This window comes from Hahella ganghwensis DSM 17046 (assembly GCF_000376785.1).
GTDB lineage: Bacteria > Pseudomonadota > Gammaproteobacteria > Pseudomonadales > Oleiphilaceae > Hahella > Hahella ganghwensis.
Genome location: NZ_AQXX01000130.1, coordinates 51,980 through 69,825, shown reverse-complemented (window position 1 = coordinate 69,825; position 17,846 = coordinate 51,980). Strand labels below are relative to the sequence as shown.

Annotated in this window: 17 protein-coding genes and 2 tRNA genes; 9 read left to right on the top strand and 10 right to left on the bottom strand. The window is 50.3% G+C overall.

Annotated features, from left to right (window positions below):
• Positions 1 to 68 precede the first annotated feature (68 nt).
• From prmC to hemA, 3 genes are all read right to left on the bottom strand, one after another.
• On the bottom strand, positions 69 to 899 hold the full coding sequence (prmC, locus tag F566_RS0120950; RefSeq protein WP_020408990.1) for a peptide chain release factor N(5)-glutamine methyltransferase: 831 nt from the start codon (positions 897 to 899) through the stop codon (positions 69 to 71).
• A 15-nt stretch (positions 900 to 914) separates the two neighbouring features.
• A complete protein-coding gene (gene prfA, locus F566_RS0120945) occupies positions 915 to 1,997 on the bottom strand; it encodes a peptide chain release factor 1 (RefSeq protein ID WP_020408989.1) in 1,083 nt (360 codons plus the stop codon).
• A 241-nt stretch (positions 1,998 to 2,238) separates the two neighbouring features.
• Positions 2,239 to 3,510 carry a glutamyl-tRNA reductase gene (gene hemA / locus F566_RS0120940; protein WP_020408988.1) on the bottom strand — a complete coding sequence of 424 codons (1,272 nt, stop codon included), beginning with the start codon at positions 3,508 to 3,510 and terminating at the stop codon, positions 2,239 to 2,241.
• A 359-nt stretch (positions 3,511 to 3,869) separates the two neighbouring features.
• Here hemA and F566_RS0120930 point away from each other — a divergent pair, with 359 nt between their 5' ends.
• The 9 genes from F566_RS0120930 to F566_RS0120890 all read left to right on the top strand — a co-directional run bounded on the left by F566_RS0120930 (position 3,870) and on the right by F566_RS0120890 (position 11,299).
• Positions 3,870 to 5,681: a tetratricopeptide repeat protein gene (locus F566_RS0120930; protein WP_245555281.1), complete on the top strand. Its 1,812-nt coding sequence runs from the start codon at positions 3,870 to 3,872 to the stop codon at positions 5,679 to 5,681.
• Between the two features lie 102 nt (positions 5,682 to 5,783).
• A complete protein-coding gene (gene lolB / locus F566_RS0120925) occupies positions 5,784 to 6,380 on the top strand; it encodes a lipoprotein insertase outer membrane protein LolB (RefSeq protein WP_033416685.1) in 597 nt (198 codons plus the stop codon).
• Between the two features lie 115 nt (positions 6,381 to 6,495).
• A complete protein-coding gene (gene ispE, locus F566_RS0120920) occupies positions 6,496 to 7,386 on the top strand; it encodes a 4-(cytidine 5'-diphospho)-2-C-methyl-D-erythritol kinase (protein WP_020408984.1) in 891 nt (296 codons plus the stop codon).
• A 54-nt stretch (positions 7,387 to 7,440) separates the two neighbouring features.
• A tRNA-Gln gene (locus tag F566_RS0120915) sits at positions 7,441 to 7,515 on the top strand.
• A 57-nt stretch (positions 7,516 to 7,572) separates the two neighbouring features.
• A complete protein-coding gene (locus F566_RS0120910; protein WP_020408983.1) occupies positions 7,573 to 8,517 on the top strand; it encodes a ribose-phosphate pyrophosphokinase in 945 nt (314 codons plus the stop codon).
• A gap of 128 nt (positions 8,518 to 8,645) precedes the next feature.
• Positions 8,646 to 9,281, top strand: coding sequence for a 50S ribosomal protein L25/general stress protein Ctc (locus tag F566_RS0120905; protein ID WP_026180182.1), 636 nt, complete (start codon positions 8,646 to 8,648; stop codon positions 9,279 to 9,281).
• Between the two features lie 6 nt (positions 9,282 to 9,287).
• Complete coding sequence (gene pth / locus F566_RS0120900) at positions 9,288 to 9,875, top strand: aminoacyl-tRNA hydrolase (protein ID WP_020408981.1); 588 nt, start codon at positions 9,288 to 9,290, stop codon at positions 9,873 to 9,875.
• Positions 9,876 to 10,043: 168 nt separating this feature from the next.
• Positions 10,044 to 11,135, top strand: a complete 1,092-nt coding sequence (gene ychF, locus F566_RS0120895) for a redox-regulated ATPase YchF (RefSeq protein WP_020408980.1) — start codon at positions 10,044 to 10,046, stop codon at positions 11,133 to 11,135.
• 87 nt (positions 11,136 to 11,222) lie between these two features.
• A tRNA-Met gene (locus F566_RS0120890) sits at positions 11,223 to 11,299 on the top strand.
• A 41-nt stretch (positions 11,300 to 11,340) separates the two neighbouring features.
• Here F566_RS0120890 and F566_RS0120885 read toward each other — a convergent pair.
• The 7 genes from F566_RS0120885 to F566_RS0120850 all read right to left on the bottom strand — a co-directional run bounded on the left by F566_RS0120885 (position 11,341) and on the right by F566_RS0120850 (position 17,801).
• The gene (locus tag F566_RS0120885) at positions 11,341 to 12,474 is read right to left on the bottom strand and encodes a tyrosine-type recombinase/integrase (RefSeq protein WP_020408979.1); all 1,134 of its coding nucleotides are present in this window, start codon (positions 12,472 to 12,474) and stop codon (positions 11,341 to 11,343) included.
• Positions 12,475 to 12,700: 226 nt separating this feature from the next.
• Positions 12,701 to 13,198 carry a DUF1643 domain-containing protein gene (locus F566_RS0120880; protein WP_026180181.1) on the bottom strand — a complete coding sequence of 166 codons (498 nt, stop codon included), beginning with the start codon at positions 13,196 to 13,198 and terminating at the stop codon, positions 12,701 to 12,703.
• A 121-nt stretch (positions 13,199 to 13,319) separates the two neighbouring features.
• Complete coding sequence (locus F566_RS0120870; RefSeq protein WP_020408977.1) at positions 13,320 to 14,234, bottom strand: hypothetical protein; 915 nt, start codon at positions 14,232 to 14,234, stop codon at positions 13,320 to 13,322.
• The gene (locus F566_RS0120865) at positions 14,234 to 14,725 is read right to left on the bottom strand and encodes a hypothetical protein (RefSeq protein WP_020408976.1); all 492 of its coding nucleotides are present in this window, start codon (positions 14,723 to 14,725) and stop codon (positions 14,234 to 14,236) included. Before F566_RS0120865 ends, F566_RS0120870 begins: the two co-directional genes overlap by 1 nt.
• Positions 14,725 to 15,306 (bottom strand): hypothetical protein, encoded by a 582-nt coding sequence (locus F566_RS0120860; protein WP_020408975.1) that lies wholly within the window; start codon positions 15,304 to 15,306, stop codon positions 14,725 to 14,727. Before F566_RS0120860 ends, F566_RS0120865 begins: the two co-directional genes overlap by 1 nt.
• Before the next feature lie 9 nt (positions 15,307 to 15,315).
• Entirely contained in the window at positions 15,316 to 16,134 is an 819-nt protein-coding gene (locus F566_RS0120855) for a phosphoadenosine phosphosulfate reductase domain-containing protein (RefSeq protein ID WP_020408974.1), read from the bottom strand.
• Complete coding sequence (locus F566_RS0120850) at positions 16,131 to 17,801, bottom strand: DNA cytosine methyltransferase (protein WP_020408973.1); 1,671 nt, start codon at positions 17,799 to 17,801, stop codon at positions 16,131 to 16,133. Before F566_RS0120850 ends, F566_RS0120855 begins: the two co-directional genes overlap by 4 nt.
• Between the last annotated feature and the right edge of the window lie 45 nt (positions 17,802 to 17,846).

Genomic DNA, 17,846 nt, shown 5'->3' with positions numbered 1-17,846 from the left:
ATGGAAAACCCTGTTTAAGGAAAACCCTGTACAGTTGAAATAAAGCAGCCGCTCCCGTCAGAGGCTCTCTACGGCTGAGACCAGAATCCCACGGTTATTCGATCCTGCCCCGCAAGATCCTGAATTGTTTCCACAGCACGATAACCGGTATTTTCCAGAATATCCCGGACACTTTCACCCTGGTCGTATCCGTGCTCCAGCGCCAACCAGCCCGTTCCATCAAAATGCTCACAGGCTCCTGCCGCAATAATCAAAATATCGTCTAAACCAGAGACACCGGACACCAAAGCTGTCTTGGGCTCAAAACGCACGTCTCCGGAGCTAAGGTGTTCATCGCCTTCCGCAATATAAGGAGGGTTGCTGACAATCAAATCGAAACGCAAACCTGTCAGGGAACCAAACCAATCAGAGTTAACCAACTCCAGGTTTTCCAACCCGATTTGCGTTTTGTTCCTGCTGGCAACTTCAAGCGCCTCACGACTCCTGTCTGTTGCAGTCACAGACCAACCCGGACGCTCAGATGCCAGGGCACAGGCAATAGCGCCGGTCCCGGTCCCAAGATCCAACACTCGTGCTGTGGCAGGTAGTTCCTGATCAAGACACCACTCTACCAGCGTCTCAGTGTCAGGACGGGGTATGAGAGTGGCAGGAGTTACCTGCAGAGGAAGAGACCAGAATTCACGGACACCGGTGATATGTGCAACCGGTTCCCCGCAGCGTCGACGCTCAATCATCTTCTTAAAGGTGTTTAGCTGACGACCCAGATCCTGATCATCATGAGTAAAAAGATATACACGACCAACACCCAGTAGATGGCAAAGCAGAACCTCCGCATCCAGCCGGGCAGTGTCACTATCAAGTTGATTCTGTGCCCATCTTAACGCTTCTGAAATCTTCATTTGATGCAGATATGATCAATCACTCAGAGATGCCAGCATTTCCGCCTGATATTCCTGTAACAGCGGGCCAATCACGGGATCCAGATCACCCTGCACCACTTCTTCCAGCTTATATAGGGTGAGGTTTATTCGGTGATCGGTGATCCGTCCCTGTGGATAATTGTATGTACGGATACGCTCAGAACGATCCCCACTTCCCACCAGGGATTTTCTTGCCTGTGCCTGTTCCTGGGCCTGCTTTTCCTGGGCCTGGTTAAAAAGCTTCGCTTTGAGCAGCGACATGGCTTTAGCGCGGTTTTTATGCTGTGACCGCTCGTCCTGACATTCCACAACAATCCCCGACGGCAAGTGGGTAATCCGGATCGCCGAGTCGGTTTTGTTGACGTGCTGACCACCCGCCCCAGAGGCTCTGTAGGTGTCTACACGGAGGTCTGCCGAATTGATCTCCACTTCTTCAACTTCTTCCCCTTCAGGCAGGATCGCCACAGTACAGGCAGAAGTGTGAATCCGACCCTGAGACTCGGTTTCCGGGACTCTCTGGACTCGATGAGCGCCGGACTCAAATTTCAATGTGCCGTATACGTTTTCTCCGGTAACCCGACTGATAATTTCCTTATAGCCACCGTGTTCGCCAGGGTTTTCACTGACGATTTCGACTTTCCACTTCCGTGTTTCTGCATATCGGGAGTACATTCTGAACAGATCCCCCGCAAAAATTGCCGCTTCGTCGCCCCCAGTTCCTGCACGCACTTCCAGGTAAATATTGGCACTGTCCATGGGATCCCTGGGCAGTAACAGAATCTGTAGCTCCTGCTCCAGTTCCTCCAGACGCGGCTCGGCCTCACCCAGTTCTTCCTTGGCCATTTCCCGCATATCCGGATCAGAATCCTTCAGCAGTTGATGCGCTTCTTCAATGGTCCCCTGACAGGAGCGATAGCGTTCAAAACATTTCACCACCGGTTCAAGTTCAGCATATTCTTTGGATAACGCTTTGAACTTGTTCTGGTCAGCAATCACATCGGCATCCGACAACAATGCACTGACCTCTTCATAACGATCCTGCAATTGTTCAAGCTTCAACCGGATTGAATCTTTCATATATGTATAACCATTCTAAAAAAGTCTATGTACTCTCTGAATTAAACCTGGCAACCGTTGTGTGATACCAACTGTTTTTCAAAAAGTCTTCTGTGTGCCTGCCCAGCTCTACCTGCCATTATGCCCGGAAGCCAGGTTATCCCGCACTCCACGGCTATCAACGCATAGTACCTTGGGAAAGTTGAAGGATTTCGGAGAACTGTTCAGGCAGATTCTTGAACCAGGAGAGGCTTTGTTTGGCCTAATCCTGCTTTAGTTTATCGTCGGGCAACTGGAACAGATCTCTCAACCATCCGGTAACCTCCAGCCTTCCTTCGGCCGAGGCCCGCCGCACCTGAACAGTGGGGTGATGAATCAGTTTATTGGTTAGACCGTGGGCCAGGAGCCTTAATACAGCTTCCGGGTCGTCACCCTTTTCCAGACGCTTCATGGCTTTAGTCAATTCTGTATCACGCAATCCCTCAGCCTGATCCCGGAATGTTTTAAGAACCGACACGGAATCCAAAGCGCGTAGATGATACATGAAATCAGCAGCCCCTGCCGCAATGAGATGCTCTGCCTCTTCAGCAGCACCTTCCCGGGATTTCATATTATCGTCAATCACCTGACGCAGATCGTCTACGGTATAGAGGTACACATCCGCCAGTTCATCGACTTCCTGCTCAATATCACGCGGAACCGCAATATCGACCATGAACATGGGACGGTGTTTACGCTTTTTCAGAGCCCTTTCCACAGCCCCCTTACCCAGTATCGGAAGCGGACTGGCGGTGGACGCGATAATGATATCGGCCTGCTCAAGGTAAGCGGGGATATCGGATAACCCAATCGCACTTCCGTGAAACATTTCGGCCAGATCACGAGCCCTCGATAATGTTCTGTTGGCCACGATCATCGAACGGACACCAGCCTGATACAAATGGCGCGCCACTAATTCAATCGTTTCGCCGGCACCTATCAACAGGGCAGTGTTAGAAGACATGTCCGCAAAGATGTGTGAGGCCATACTGACCGCAGCAAAGGCAACTGACACCGGGTTTTCACCAATGGCAGTTTCAGTACGAACACGTTTCGCAACGGAAAAAGTGTGCTGAAAAAGTCTGTCTAGAGGCCCACCCAAGGTACCAAGGTTCCTTGCAACCGAGTGAGCATCTTTTAATTGCCCCAGTATCTGGGGTTCTCCCAAAACCAGTGAGTCGAGCCCACTGGCAACCCGCATCATATGACTGGCGGCTTCCTCATCTTCATGTACATAGACGCAGCGCTTAAGGTCGGAAAGGCTGACATTATGATAGTCGCTCACCCATTCCAGGAGACAGTCTATTCCCACATTTGACAAAGAACAGTACAGCTCGGTCCGGTTGCAGGTGGATACAACCGCCAATTCCTCCACCCCCGGACGCGCAGACGCCATCGGCAGAGCTTCCTGTAATTGCTCAGGGCCGAAGGCCACCTTCTCCCTTATGGCGACAGGTGCAGTCTTGTGGTTGATTCCCAGCACAAACAAGGACATTCGGAATAGAGCCCCGACATCAGTATGGTTTTATAACAAAGTTTCGGACATTTTCCGGCGTCTGGCCAGGCGGCTTACCCGGCTTTCTCCTCTTTCCCAATGTCCGCGGGCTTGCCTGACAGTTTATCAGCCCATGAAAGAGTCGCCCATTTTACCTGGCATTTTTTTTCACACAACTTTAATAGGATTAATCCCATTCAAGATTTGACCTGTATCGGTATGATTCCGGAAATTAACGCACGCAACATGCGCAAAAAAACAATCTCTTGCGTTACGTGTCCGTAATGCAAAGCTGAATAGTTTGGCTATGCTAAGCGCATTGTCTGTGGTAGTTTTTTTAAAATCAGGATCTTTGGGCTGTGACACAATTATTTATGAGCTTTCGAATTCCCCCCCCTTTACTGCTAGGAAGTGCGCTGACCTTCAGCTTGGTTTTGCAAAGCGGATGCAGCACATTAACGGCGAATCATTCCGAAAACGCCCAGATGCTAGATCCCATTACCCAACGTCAGATTCCCGTCATTGAAACAATGACAGAAGAAGAGTTCGGGCCGGCACCAGAGGAAGAGTCTCCACATCCAAGCCAGTTCAGCAAAGATGTACTTTATGATTTGCTGATTGCAGAACTGTCAGGCCAGAGAGGCGAGCTCGATACCCTGGTCAACAACTATGTTGCCACTGCTTTCAAAACCCGTGATATCGGAGTGATCAAGCGCGCGATCAATGCCGCCCAATATGCAAAAGATGAAGAGACTCTGACCGAGTTGACCTTACTCTGGGCAGAAGAAGCACCGGAAGATGTAGACGCGCACCAACTCGCCGCTTTCCAGCTCATCAAGAAAAAGGACTTCGAGAACGCACTTTTTCATATGGAGAGAGTGCTGGACCTGGAAGGCCCTACAACCTTTGACCGGCTTGCACTACATGCCAAAAACCTCGGAGATGAGGAGAAAGCCGAGCTCCTCAGGCTATATTCCATTATCCTGGAACGCCACCCGGACAACGGTGAACTTCTATATGGTTATGCCGTACTCCAGGAACTCAACGGACTTTATGATGAGGCACTGGATTCCACTAACCGGCTACTTGAACAGCAAAAGAAAAACCCGGCAGTGATATCGCTTCGCTCCCGCTTGCTGAAGGAAGTTGAAGGTATCGATACTGCCCTGGCCTATCTGAAGGAAGAGACCCGCAAGCTGCCAGACGAAATGCAACTGGGAACGCTCTACGCCAGAACGCTGATAGAGGCCAAGGACTTTGAAAAAGCTGAGACGATATATAAAAGCCTGATGGAGCGATTCTCTGATGCGCCCCACCTTAAGCTTTCCTACGGCCTTGTCGCATTGGAGAATGGCAAGCTTGAGATAGCTCAGGAACAGTTAGAACAGCTCATTAGTGAAGGCCAACATCTTAATGAAGCACACTTCTACCTTGGGCGTATTGCTGATCAGGAAGACCAGGTAGATGAGGCTATTGGCCATTATCAGCAGGTAAATCGCGGCGGACATTACTTCAACGCACTAGCCAGATCAGCTTACCTGCTAATTCAGTCCGGTCGCCCGGATGAAGCCGCCATCAGATTCAGCAGCGCCAGACAGAATATGTCAGCCCAGGCAAATCAGCTCTGGGAGCTGGAAATCAACCTGATGGTGGAAATCGAAAATTTTACCCGTGCAATGGAGCTGGCCGATTTAGCCCTGGAGGAATTCCCGGATGATATTCAGCTGCGTTATGCCAGAGCCATGATTCGGGATAATCAGGGTATGTTGCCGGAAATGGAAAATGACCTGCGCCATATCCTGCAGCAGGATCCCGAAAACTCCGTAGCCCTGAACGCCCTGGGATATACTCTGGCGGATAAGACCGACCGGTACCTGGAAGCCTACGACCTGATTTCCAAGGCGCTACAGATTGACCCGGAAAACCCGGCCATTCTAGATAGTATGGGATGGGTTAAGTTCCGGCTGGGCAGTCCCGAGGAAGCCTTGGAATATCTCCAGGAAGCCTACTCCCGCTTTCCCGACCCAGAAGTGGCGGCTCATCTGGGTGAAGTTCTCTGGACACTGGATCGCCAGGAAGATGCCAAAGTCATCTGGCGTGAAGCGAAAGAGGCTCAGCCGGATCACCCGCTACTGAATGCCACACTCGAGCGGCTGAACGTTGAGCTATAGGCTTTTCCTCAACCATAGATCCACTAAGTAGTTGAATTCCTAATCCCGATGTTTTTATCCAGATCCGGCTCAGAAACCAGACACCCATTATTGGCCGTCATTATGCTGCTGATACTTTCTTTCTGGTTGACAGGCTGTGAAATCACCCCCAAACGCAAATCCAGCACTTTGCCCCCTGCAGGCTGGGATGAACGTCAGCAACAGCTTGCCAATTTCAGCCAATGGAATATCCAGGGTAAACTCGCCGTACGCCAGGGAGACCGCAGCGATAGCCTGGTTATTAATCAGTGGGTACAGAGTCACTCAGAATTCAACATTCACGTATCCTCCGCATTGCTCGGTCTGGGAGCAACCCAAATAGAAGGTAATCCCCAATACATTGGACTGTATCAGCCTGATGAAGCACCTTTGTATTCTGATTCACCGGAATTGTTATTGCAGGAAGCCCTAGGCTGGAGCCTTCCGTTACAATCCTTGTCTTACTGGATTAGAGGAATCCCCGCTCCCGACGCCCCAACGGAAATGCAGTTTGATGATCAGGGCCACCCCTACCGGATTAATCAGTCAGAGTGGGAAATTGAACTCGATCGATTTAAGCCCCTGGACGCAGAAATTATACTCCCACATAAGATTACGCTGACCAAGGGGGATATTCGCCTGAAAGTGATCGTTACACAATGGAGATCCTTAAAGAAATAATGAGGAAAAACGATTACCGCGTTTTGCTTGCATTAAGGCTGCTCAGACCAAACAATATCGATCATTCCGCTTCACCTGTGAGCCTGATTTAACAACCGGCTGGTAAAGATCACTGATGTCCGAATTAACATCTCTAACGCTGCCCGCTCCAGCGAAACTCAATCTTTTTCTTCATATCAATTTCAGACGACCTGACGGTTATCACGAACTCCAGACGCTCTTCCAGTTATTGGATCATGGCGATCAACTCACCTTCACTTACCAGAAAAGCAACAAAATTGCGCTAACACCTGCTATCGAAGGCGTTTGCCTGGAAGACAACCTGATTTATAAAGCAGCCGTCAAATTGAGAGAGCAGGCACTAAAGGATAATAAACCCACAACCCTGTGCGGAGTTCACATTGAACTTGAAAAGAAACTCCCGATGGGTGGTGGCCTCGGTGGCGGCAGTTCCAACGCAGCAACAACATTATTGGCCCTGAACAAGCTCTGGCAATTAGATTACAGCCCGGAACAACTGGCTGGCATCGGCATATCGCTGGGCGCAGATGTTCCCGTATTTGTCTTGGGGCACAGCGCTTACGCAGAAGGTGTAGGAGAGCAGTTAAGGCCCGTCAACCTGCCGGAAACCTGGTATTTGGTGGTCCACCCTGGATGTCATGTATCAACCGCAAATGTTTTTTCTAACAAACAGTTGACAAGAGACACACCAAAAAGCAAAATAGCGCCCGCTCTTGAGGGAGATCTCGGAAACATCGCAAAATACTGCGATCTGACATCAAATGATTGCGAATCAGTTGTATGTCAACTTTACCCCGAGATCCGCCAGGCGATTAATTGGCTTAGTCAGTTTTCGCCAGCTAAATTAACCGGTACAGGTGCCTGCATTTTTGCAAGCTTCTCCGACAAACAGCGAGCGGATAATGTACTCTCCCAACTGCCGACAAATTATCAAGGCTTTGTCGCCAAGGGCATTAACAAGTCTCCTGCCATTAAAGGGTTGTAATAACTCTTCGGCAGCGGTAACAACACCAATAAGTTACCAGCAGAATTATGCTACTGGGGTGTCGCCAAGCGGTAAGGCAACGGGTTTTGATCCCGTCATGCGCAGGTTCGAATCCTGCCACCCCAGCCACTCTCATCTCTATATTCAAAAAAATTATCCGTTCCGAACCGTAAAAAGGTATGTGCCGTGTCTAAACTGATGGTTTTCAGCGGTCGGGCCAATCCCGAGCTCGCGCAGAAAGTTGCTGATACTCTTCATATCCCCCTGGGAGATGCCACAGTCAGTCGTTTCAGCGACGGTGAAGTCAATGTGGAAATCAATGAAAACGTTCGTGGACGGGACGTGTTTATCATTCAGCCCACCTGTCAGCCCACCAACGACAACCTGATGGAACTGGTCGTCATGGCTGATGCGCTGAGAAGAGCCTCCGCTGGCCGTATCACCGCCGTTATCCCCTATTTCGGATACGCCAGACAGGATCGCCGCCCGCGTTCATCCCGGGTACCAATCAGTGCCAAGGTCGTTGCAGATATCCTCACCGGTGTTGGCATCAACCGGGTTTTAACCGTTGACCTGCATGCTGACCAGATTCAAGGCTTCTTCCATATTCCTGTGGATAACGCCTACGCCACTACCGTCATGCTGGATGATATCGAACGCAAAAACTTTCAGAATTTTGTCGTGGTTTCACCGGATGTTGGCGGTGTCGTCCGCGCAAGAGCCTTCGCAAAGCGTCTCGATGATGCCGACCTTGCCATTATCGACAAACGTCGCCCGCAGGCCAATGTTGCCCAGGTAATGCATATTATTGGTGACGTCCAGGACAAGGTCTGCATACTGGTCGACGATATTGCAGATACCGCCGGCACACTGTGCAAGGCTGCAGCAGCACTAAAAGAGCACGGCGCCAGCAAAGTCATTGCCTATATTACCCATCCGGTTCTTTCCGGACCGGCAATTGAGAACATTAACGGCTCCGAAATGGACGAACTGGTTGTCACAGATACTATTCCACTAGGTGACAACGCCAGAAATTGTGCTAAAATTCGCCAGCTTTCTCTGGCAGGACTATTGGCAGAGTCTATTCGTCGCGTCTGCAACGAAGAATCTATCAGTGCCATGTTCAGCTAACTGAGACAATAGAGCATTTCGATAAAGCTTCCCTTGGGAAGCTTTATCATTTTAAACCCGATGAAAATCGGATGATTGCCTGTGAATCTGGTCGCGGATTCGCCTGGCTTATATTGAGGAAAATGAAAATGACTACTGAATTTACTTTGGTCGCCGAGAAGCGCGATGTAGAGGGGAAAGGTGCGAGCCGCCGCCTCCGTCGTCTGGATGGCAAAGTCCCTGCTATCATTTACGGTGGCAAGGCAGAACCTACTGCAATCTCCGTGATGCACAAAGACCTTGTTCACGCGCTTGAAAACGAAGCGTTCTACTCACACATTCTGACACTGAAAGTGGAAGGTGGTGATGAGTCCGTTATCCTGAAAGACCTGCAGCGTCACCCATACAAGCCTCTGATCATGCACGCAGACTTCCAACGCGTCAGCAAAGATCAGAAGCTGCACGTTCAGGTTCCCCTGCACTTCCTTAACGAAGACACCTGCGTTGGCGTTCGCCAGGGCGGCGGTGTAATTTCTCACCAACTGTCTGAAGTTGAAGTCGTTTGTCTGCCTGCCAATCTGCCAGAATTCCTGGAAGTTGATATGGCGGAAGTTGGTAACGACCAGATTGTTCACCTGTCCGACCTGAAACTGCCGAAAGGCGTTGAGCTGGCAGAGCTGAGCAAAGGCGCAGACCACGACCTGCCGGTTGTATCTGTACACAAACCAAAAGGCTCCAAAGCAGATGAAGAATCTGGAGAAGAGTCTGAAGGTGGTGAAGAATAAGGCGTCATGTCGACTCCTATTCGTGCCATAGTGGGGCTGGGTAATCCCGGCCCCGACTACGCCCTGACCCGCCACAATGCCGGAGCCCTATGGGTTCAGTATCTGGCAGAAAAGCATGGCCACCCCCTGCGTCAGGAGAAGCGTTTTCATGGCTGGTACACCAAACTCCCTTTTTCTACGGGAGACCTTCACCTACTGTTCCCCTCCACTTTCATGAATCGAAGCGGACAGGCGGTTATTGCGCTTAGCCAATTCTTCAAGATTGACCCCGAGAACATCCTGATTGCCTATGACGAACTGGACCTGAATCCAGGCATTCTTCGCTTGAAGATGGGCGGAGGGCACGGCGGGCACAATGGTATCAAGGATATTATCCGGGTATATGGCGGCAATCGGGACTTTCCACGTCTTCGTTTTGGCATTGGACACCCCGGAGACAGAGCCAAAGTCGTAAATTATGTTCTGGGACGGATCGGCAGTGACGATTTAAACCTGCTGGAGGACTCATTCCGGGACCTGGACGGCTATCTTACCAACATTATGCTAGGAGACTGGTCCACAGCCATGAATCATCTCCATCGCTCAGAAAAGTAACCTTTTCCTCCTCCCCGATCGCGACAACGATACTTTTTATCTTCCTTATTGATTAGGAAAGCTTTCAGGCATGGTCCTGGACCGACTAACCACGTATAATTCTCGCCCAATTTTCAGGAGTCCTTGCACTCCGCGCAACACTATTTGAATCAGATTTGAGGATGCACCATGGGATTTAATTGTGGCATTGTCGGCCTTCCTAATGTCGGAAAGTCTACCCTGTTCAATGCACTGACCAAAGCCGGTATCGATGCCGAAAACTTTCCTTTCTGCACCATCGAGCCGAATGCAGGTGTCGTCCCCATGCCTGACCCGCGCTTGAATGCGTTGGCAGACATTGTTAAACCCGAAAAAGTTATTCCAACCACCATGGAGTTTGTCGATATTGCAGGTCTGGTAGCAGGCGCTTCCAAAGGTGAAGGACTTGGCAACCAGTTTCTCGGCAATATTCGCCAAACAGATGCGATTGCTCACGTTGTCCGTTGCTTTCAGGACGAAAATGTCATCCACGTTGCCAACCAGATCGATCCTGCTGCCGATATTGAAGTGATCAACACCGAACTCGCTCTAGCCGACCTGGATACAGTGGAAAAAGCGATCAAACGTGTCAGCCGAGCCGCTAAAGGTGGTGATAAGGACGCTAAATTTCAAATGGCCGTGATGGAGAAAATCCTCCCTCACCTTAATGAAGCAAAACCAGTTAGATCACTGAACCTGCCCAAGGAAGAGCTACTGGCTTTGCGCGAGCTGTGCCTGCTGACCCTCAAGCCCACGATGTATATCGCGAACGTTTCCGAAGAGGGCTTTGAGGACAATCCCTATCTGGATGTAGTGAAAAAAATCGCAGAGTCAGAGGGGGCTGCTGTTGTTCCTATCTGCAATAAACTGGAATCTGAAATTGCCGAACTGGAAGATGAAGAAAAAGCTGAATTCCTGGCAGATCTCGGCATGGAAGAACCAGGCTTGGATCGAGTTATCCGCGCTGGTTACAGCCTGCTTGGTCTGCAGACCTACTTTACCGCAGGAGTAAAAGAGGTTCGTGCCTGGACCACCAAAGTTGGAGCAACCGCTCCTCAGTCAGCGGGCGTCATCCACACGGATTTCGAACGCGGCTTCATTCGTGCAGAGGTTGTGAGTTACGAGGATTTCGTCCAGTACAATGGCGAGCAGGGCGCCAAAGAAGCCGGTAAATGGCGACTTGAGGGCAAGGAATACATCGTTCAGGATGGCGATGTGATCCATTTCCGCTTCAATGTGTAACCCCTAATCTTTTTAACTGAGAAAAGGGAATTTTCAGGGTTGACATCCGTCAGAAAAAACCTGAGAATACGCGCCTCAATTTGCAGTGGCTAGGTAGCTCAGTTGGTTAGAGCACAGCACTCATAATGCTGGGGTCGGCGGTTCGAATCCGCCCCTAGCTACCATTGTAAAGCATTGTACGGAAAGGGTTCTCGACGTTGCCGCGTCATATTGAGAGCCCTTTTTTTTCGCCTTCACTGTGAGTTTTACGTGAGTTGTTCAACCGGATCAATGTCAGACTCGGCGTATTGTCCGACGACTGATAGGCGATTTTCTCTACCGCTTCGATCAACTCACTGATCTCAGCAATGGAATAATGAGTGGTAATACCTCCCCGCTCATGTCCCAAGATATCCGCCCTGGTTTCTTCTCCGATCCCTGCCGCCCGAAGCCTCCGGCCAACGGTATGACGTAGATCGTGAAATCTCACCTGCCTTAACCCAGCTGATTCCCTTGCCCGCTGCCATCCGTTATTATTTAACGACTGCACGGGGCTTGTTTTGTAGGTAAAGACAAACTCACTGTGCTTCCCCCTCTGCCGGTTGACGACTGCCATCGCCACCGAGTTCAGAGCAACCACTCTTTCTTTTCCACCTTTCGTTGCCCAATCCGGCAGAACAAACACGGATGTTTTCAGTTCTGCTATCGGCACTTCCCATTCCCAACGCAACTGACAGATCTCCTGCTCCCTGCATCCTGTGTTAACAGCAAACAATGCCGCCTCCCTGAGATGGTCAGCCAATGCTGAGAATAGCCGGTCCTGCTCTTTCCAGGTGATCGGGTAAGGCTTACGCTTATCTTGCCAATCAACCCCAGATATCGCCGGTGCCGTTTCCAGCCAGGTCAACCCATATTCATCTCGCCATTCCCTTGCACACAGGTTCAGAATCTGCCGCACTACTGCCAACGTCCTGTTAACAGTTCCCGACTTCACCCCCTCCTTTTTTCGGGCCAGAATGAAGCGCTGTAAAGTGCCGTTATGAATCATTCTCAACGGCATATCCCCGATATAGGGATCGACAGCACTTATATCCTGTGCGTCCCTGTCAAAGCTTTTTTTAACTCCCTTGTATCGCTGTGCATATTCAATGGCAGCATCTCTGAAGGATCTTTCAGGCCGTACCCCATAAACTGAGGCCTGCCTGATTTCCTCCATTCGCCTGGCTAAGTACCTTTCCGCTTCCTGCCTGTCGGCTGTCCCAGTGCTTCCCGTAAGTCTGCGACCGTTGACCTGTTTGTCGATGATCCAGACGCCGTTCCTGAACTGGAGACCGCGTGTAGCTTTTCTTTTCTTCTGCATGTGCCATGCTCCTTAGTACTTCTTTTAGGAGCGCGACCGTACCGCTCTTTATAATCATCCAGGGCCGCGTCCAAATCAAGGCGATCAAAAGCCACGCCCTTCACTCCTATTGAGATCTCAGTCAGATAAGGACGGATCTCAGCATTGAATATTCGTTCACACATGCCGCAATACCTGGGGGCAGCAGAAGCCCTGACAAATCGCGGCTGCAGGTCGTATGCTTCACTCATTTCGCCCTCGGCATATCGATCAAAGTTGTGTCATAACCCAGTCTGGCAGGATGCTTCGGATCTCCTGATTTCGTGAGCCCAAAGGTTTTAACTGGTTTGCCGGAATCAAAGAGTTTATCCAACAGCAGATCGAAGTGGTGACGGATATCGATTGGGACTTTTGTCTGGTTCCCCCAGCAAGGGACCAATACATCCACCTTTTCGATAATCTGCTCGATATGCCTGTCGTTTGTGAGGTTCTCATGGTTTGCAAATGGGATCAGATCTCTCACATTTGGCGTTCTGTAGGAAAATACGTTTCCTACAATGAAGCCCCGACCTCCAAAGTGCTGAGTAAAGCCAATCCATTTGCGAACGGTAGGGTCATCAATATTGGCATCTGCAGTCGATGGGTTTATACCGAAGTAACCGAACAACGGCCCCGTATCACTCCAGGTCCTGGAAAGTGTGTAACGGTGGTTTCGACATGCAGAAAGCCCAGCTGATCTCTTCATTTTCACAGATTCCCTCTCAGTACTACTTTACCGCAGGCCGGACAAATGAGAGTCCAGCCATCCCCCTTCCACTTTGCCCCACAGTGGGGGCACTTTTCTTTGATCTTCGGTTTGGTAATCTTCATATCCCCACCCTCTTGAACTCAATCACCCAGACCCAGGGATTTGCATTCAAGCTTCCTGTTCCATAAATAGATTCCCACAGACTCAAAAAGGCATTGATAGCGCTTGCAAACCATCTCCAATGTGGTGATTTTTTGGTGGAGTCCGGGTGAGGTTCGACGCCACCCCATTCATTAGAAAGATGGTGAGGTTTAGGCCCCTCTAACCTGGCGTTTCTTTCCGTAATGTCCAGCAAACGCTCCACCCGAATATCAGTAATTTCGAGGGTGATACGGCTGGCCCATCTTGGCATGTGGATTGAGGGCTTCCATTTATGGCCATCTGCACCATCAAACAAGTCAGACCACCACATGCAATAATCACCAGGGTACTTCTCGTAATCCATTGAACCATCATCACAAGTGGTGTCACAAAACTCACGCCACGGTATTACATCGCTGTCGGCTCTGTAGGCCAGAGCTGGACCGCTTTCTGTATTCACAGTTGCCCAAGTCTCCCTCACCCAAAGCCTGTCGCCAATCTCACCAAAAGGGCACGTAAACAGCCTGTGATCTGAATCAATAACTTGAGTTTTGTTTTCATTCAATTGCGCCCAGTGAAGTTTTCCTCGCTCACTTCTTGGACCAGTGCTGTCAACAATTCTCAACATTTGATAACTGGCACATGGTGGCTGTACCTTCATGATTCTTCGTGTTTGAATTTTCCGGCCATCCAGAATTGCTCTGACCATTTCGCCGTTGAATAGGATTGGTCGCTCTTTGGCGTAGGCACAGTCAGCGCATGTGATCGCTCTTTTATCGCCGATGAATTCAGAACCACAAGTTGAGCATTTGTTCGTGTAATAACCGGGGGCCCAGCCACCATTCATAGGGCGCTCATCTCTTTTACCGAGAGTTTCAAAAATATCGGTCATCACACGCCCTCCGTTGTTTCAGGCCTTGTGTCATCCAGGCAATACAACTGGAAAAACTCATCAACAGCCTTCAGATCTCCGGAGTAGTACCGTTCTGATACCTCCTGCAGATGCCGCAGCATTTCTTGAGCTCCAGGCTTGAGCCTCCCGCCAACGCGATTAAGGATGCCGGGGGCGCTGACTCTCATCCCAGTGTGCTTACTAGCTAAGGGTACGGCTGCGGCGCTCGATGGTTTCCCGGACTCCGCTATGATATTTAGTATCTGGTCAACCTCTTGCTTCATGTCTGCAGGGTTCATGTTGTAATATCCTTCTCCGCTCTCAACGAGATGCACCCCTACCTGAAAGTATGTTTCTTCGGACATGGAGCCAGCTATCGTTGTTGATGCCTGACTGTTGAGCTCTCCCAGTATTTCCTCAATAGTCATCCTCTTCCCGTCTTTCACTATTGCGGCGCCATCGGCACAGATGCCTTGAGTGTACTTGGCCATCACTCAGTCCCTCCCACTTTCAGGTCATCTGGATCTGTTTTGTGTACGGGGCACAAACGATAAGCTTCGTCACACTCCCCGCAGCAGCAATCATTCGGTATTTGCTCTCCACACTTAGAAAGGTTCTCGCGTGCCAGCTGGTATGGATCTATTTCTTCCCACGGAAACTCATCAAAAAAGCTGCGAGATAGATTCACCCATTCACTGATTGTTTGCGGCCTGGTTACTCCTTGGGATGTACTGGTTGCGTTCGGGAATGGAACAGGCTCATCACGAAGTTGAGATATTCGCTCCCGAGCTTCTTCTAAAGTATTAAGCTCATCCCACTTAAAGCCATTGGCATGGGCTATAAGTGCGAACTCGCTCATTATCAGCAATGCACTACTGTGCCTTTCATACGGGGTTGAAAGAGACATCCCGGTGGGAATGTGGGTAACGTTAAAAAGGCCGAAATTCACCATTACAACTGCCAGCCCGGGACTATTCTTGTGGGTTATTCCTGGTGCTTTCTGAGGGATGCCGCAACGTATAGCAATATCGACTTGGATTTCAGTGAACTCTGGTTGTTTAGAATCGATCATGGTTTCACCTCAAGATGCAATTTCAACGAGTGGGATCCGGCTCATGTGCATGGTGTAGCCGGTTTTCTTTTCCAGGGAGTCGTACTCACTCAGCAGCTTGGGGTGATGCCTTGCCCCGTTTTTGATGTCATTCTCACTGCCAAATAGACAGAAAATGCAGCTCAGTCGATCATTTCCAATGGTGTAAGCAAAGTGGGGTTTTTGACCGGATCTGGCGATCTCTGCGAATACCTCATACTTCGTTAGCTCATGTACTGGTAGCCATTCATACCAGGTTGCAACGTTAGTGCTGGCCTTAACGTTAAGGGTTAAAGGCTTTTTCTTGGCCCTTCCGGTTGACTCCTTTGCGCGTAAGCCAAGGCAGTTGACGATCTTTGTAAAGCCGTTCTGCTTAGCGTATTGGCGAACCTCTTTCTGAATGGGGCCACGCTTCAGATCACTGGTGCATTGCCTGGTTGCGGATGATGGCCAGCTGGGCACTTCCGGTCTGGCCTTATATCGTCTCTCAACCATCTCAAACAGGGTTTTGCTGGCAGTGGCAACGATGAAAGGTAGTTGGGCCTCGGTCGCTTGCTTCTCAGCATGCTCCAAAGCTCCCGGCCATTCCATTTTCCCCAGCGACGCATGAATAACGATCAGCTGGTGTTTGGGAACCAGCTCCAAGAGCTTGATCAGCATGACTTGGCTATCTTTCCCACCAGAATGGTTTGAGACAAAGAGAGCGCCTTCATTTACAAGCCGTTGAATCGTTGCATCCATGCCTTCAGCCTGGATTCTGTTGGTTTCCTGCTTGAGGTTGGCTTCTATCTGGTCTCTGGAGAGTCTCATGCAGTCACCTCCTGCGGCAGAGAAAGCCCCGCCTTGATTTGCTTGACCCATACTGAATTGGCTGACAGCACAAACGTTTCCCCTGTCCAGGCCAACAGAAGGGTTTCCCCCATGGTTTCTGCAATGGCCTTGGCGGCTGCACTGGGGACCGCATTGCCGATCTGTTCCCTGTGGGCGCTGTCGCTCTTGCCTGCAAACTGGATGATGTCTTCCTCTGGATCGATCAGGGATTGGATACAAGCCAGCTCAAGCGTGGTGAATGGTCTATGCCAGGTGTTGTCCATGCTGATGATCATGGCTATTAGCTTGTCGTTGGGTTCTGGCAGTCTTGGATCAGCCACAGACCAGCGCCCGTTATCGTGTCCAGCGGCAGCTGATACAGCGCCTGTGGATGCGTCCCAAGGTATTACGCCGTAGTGACCGGCTGTTAGGTAATTATCACCTTTACTGCGGTGTAGATTTGGTCGGGGATCAGCGACAGCGAATGCACCCTGGCCGGTAGTGCTGCCTGCAATGATCGTCCCGGCAGCCTCATCAAATCGGGTGATACGATATTTTCCGCCCCTGAATGGGTTGGTGGGGCGCGGATCCGCAACTGCAAATCGACCTTGCCCGGGTGATCGTTGGCCGGTGATCGTGCCAGTAGGTGAGCCGTAATCAACCACCCCGTATGCACCATAGTCTTTGCCGGCGTATCGAGGATCAGCTACTGAGAAAGCTCCATTTGTTGGGTTTGATCTGCCAGCGATTGTGCCCACAGTCTCCTCCCATTTGTTCACGCCGCAATACCCAGCTCTGTATTCCGGCACGATCAGGTAATCTTTTAGATTACCGTTTTCAACGTTAAGTCGATTGAGACTTCTCCAATCTTTTCCGGCCTCGACAAAGGCCAATCGTACCCATGTTTTCCACTGTAGATTCGGGATTCTATGCATTGGACCGGCTGTTTCATCGCCTGGCATTGGCATTTTTTCCAGTACAGAGCTAACCGGTTTAAGTGAGCGTTTTGGCGGCTCATACAGGAATGGCGGTACTTTTTCGGTGTGGCGACCAACTAACAAGAAGCGCCTGCGACTCTCCGCGAGACCTCCAAGCTCCCCACAGTCATGAACAGTCTCGGATACGGCATAACCAAAATGCTTTAGGATGGCATTTATTTTGTCGAGTAGATGTCGACCTCTGTTCTGTATCCGGGGGACGTTCTCAAAGAGATACATATCTGGGGGATCGTCTGCCCAGGCTTCCATCATTAGCCAAGTACCACGCAACGTTAACTCGTTGAGAGCTTGGTACTTCGGAGTAAGGCTCAACTTTTGTGACAGCAGCCCAGATAAACCTTTACATGGCGATGATGTGAAGCCTATGTTTGGTCGTTCATTACCAGCCGCTTTCCGGATATCTTCTGGAGTCGCCTCCCTCCACTCTGGCGGGGGTTCAGAGCCATGAAAAGCAATGTATTGATCACGGTTCATGAGGTCCATTACGGTGCCAGCGACACCGGTCAGCAACTTGAAGTTTTCCAACGCTAACGGGTTAACATCAATACCACCAAGACAACGATACTTACCTTCAAGTCCGGTTATTCTGGGATTGGCTTGGTTAAACCCTTTCGCGCCCCCGCCACAGCCGCAGAATAAATGGAAGTGCGTTATTTCTACTGTACTCAATTGTTATTCCTCGCCTTCAAAATAACCGCTTCCGTGCGGAAGGTT

What these genes read in the sequence shown, in the direction of transcription:
- ychF (WP_020408980.1), top strand. Translation starts at nt 10,044, where the DNA reads ATGGGATTTAATTGTGGCATTGTCGGCCTTCCTAATGTCGGAAAGTCT.
- F566_RS0120865 (WP_020408976.1), bottom strand. Translation starts at nt 14,725, where the DNA reads ATGGCCAAGTACACTCAAGGCATCTGTGCCGATGGCGCCGCAATAGTG.
- F566_RS0120870 (WP_020408977.1), bottom strand. Translation starts at nt 14,234, where the DNA reads ATGACCGATATTTTTGAAACTCTCGGTAAAAGAGATGAGCGCCCTATG.
- F566_RS0120880 (WP_026180181.1), bottom strand. Translation starts at nt 13,198, where the DNA reads ATGAAGAGATCAGCTGGGCTTTCTGCATGTCGAAACCACCGTTACACA.
- prfA (WP_020408989.1), bottom strand. Translation starts at nt 1,997, where the DNA reads ATGAAAGATTCAATCCGGTTGAAGCTTGAACAATTGCAGGATCGTTAT.
- pth (WP_020408981.1), top strand. Translation starts at nt 9,288, where the DNA reads ATGTCGACTCCTATTCGTGCCATAGTGGGGCTGGGTAATCCCGGCCCC.
- F566_RS0120905 (WP_026180182.1), top strand. Translation starts at nt 8,646, where the DNA reads ATGACTACTGAATTTACTTTGGTCGCCGAGAAGCGCGATGTAGAGGGG.
- ispE (WP_020408984.1), top strand. Translation starts at nt 6,496, where the DNA reads ATGTCCGAATTAACATCTCTAACGCTGCCCGCTCCAGCGAAACTCAAT.
- F566_RS0120855 (WP_020408974.1), bottom strand. Translation starts at nt 16,134, where the DNA reads ATGAGACTCTCCAGAGACCAGATAGAAGCCAACCTCAAGCAGGAAACC.
- prmC (WP_020408990.1), bottom strand. Translation starts at nt 899, where the DNA reads ATGAAGATTTCAGAAGCGTTAAGATGGGCACAGAATCAACTTGATAGT.
- lolB (WP_033416685.1), top strand. Translation starts at nt 5,784, where the DNA reads ATGCTGCTGATACTTTCTTTCTGGTTGACAGGCTGTGAAATCACCCCC.
- hemA (WP_020408988.1), bottom strand. Translation starts at nt 3,510, where the DNA reads ATGTCCTTGTTTGTGCTGGGAATCAACCACAAGACTGCACCTGTCGCC.
- F566_RS0120860 (WP_020408975.1), bottom strand. Translation starts at nt 15,306, where the DNA reads ATGATCGATTCTAAACAACCAGAGTTCACTGAAATCCAAGTCGATATT.
- F566_RS0120885 (WP_020408979.1), bottom strand. Translation starts at nt 12,474, where the DNA reads ATGCAGAAGAAAAGAAAAGCTACACGCGGTCTCCAGTTCAGGAACGGC.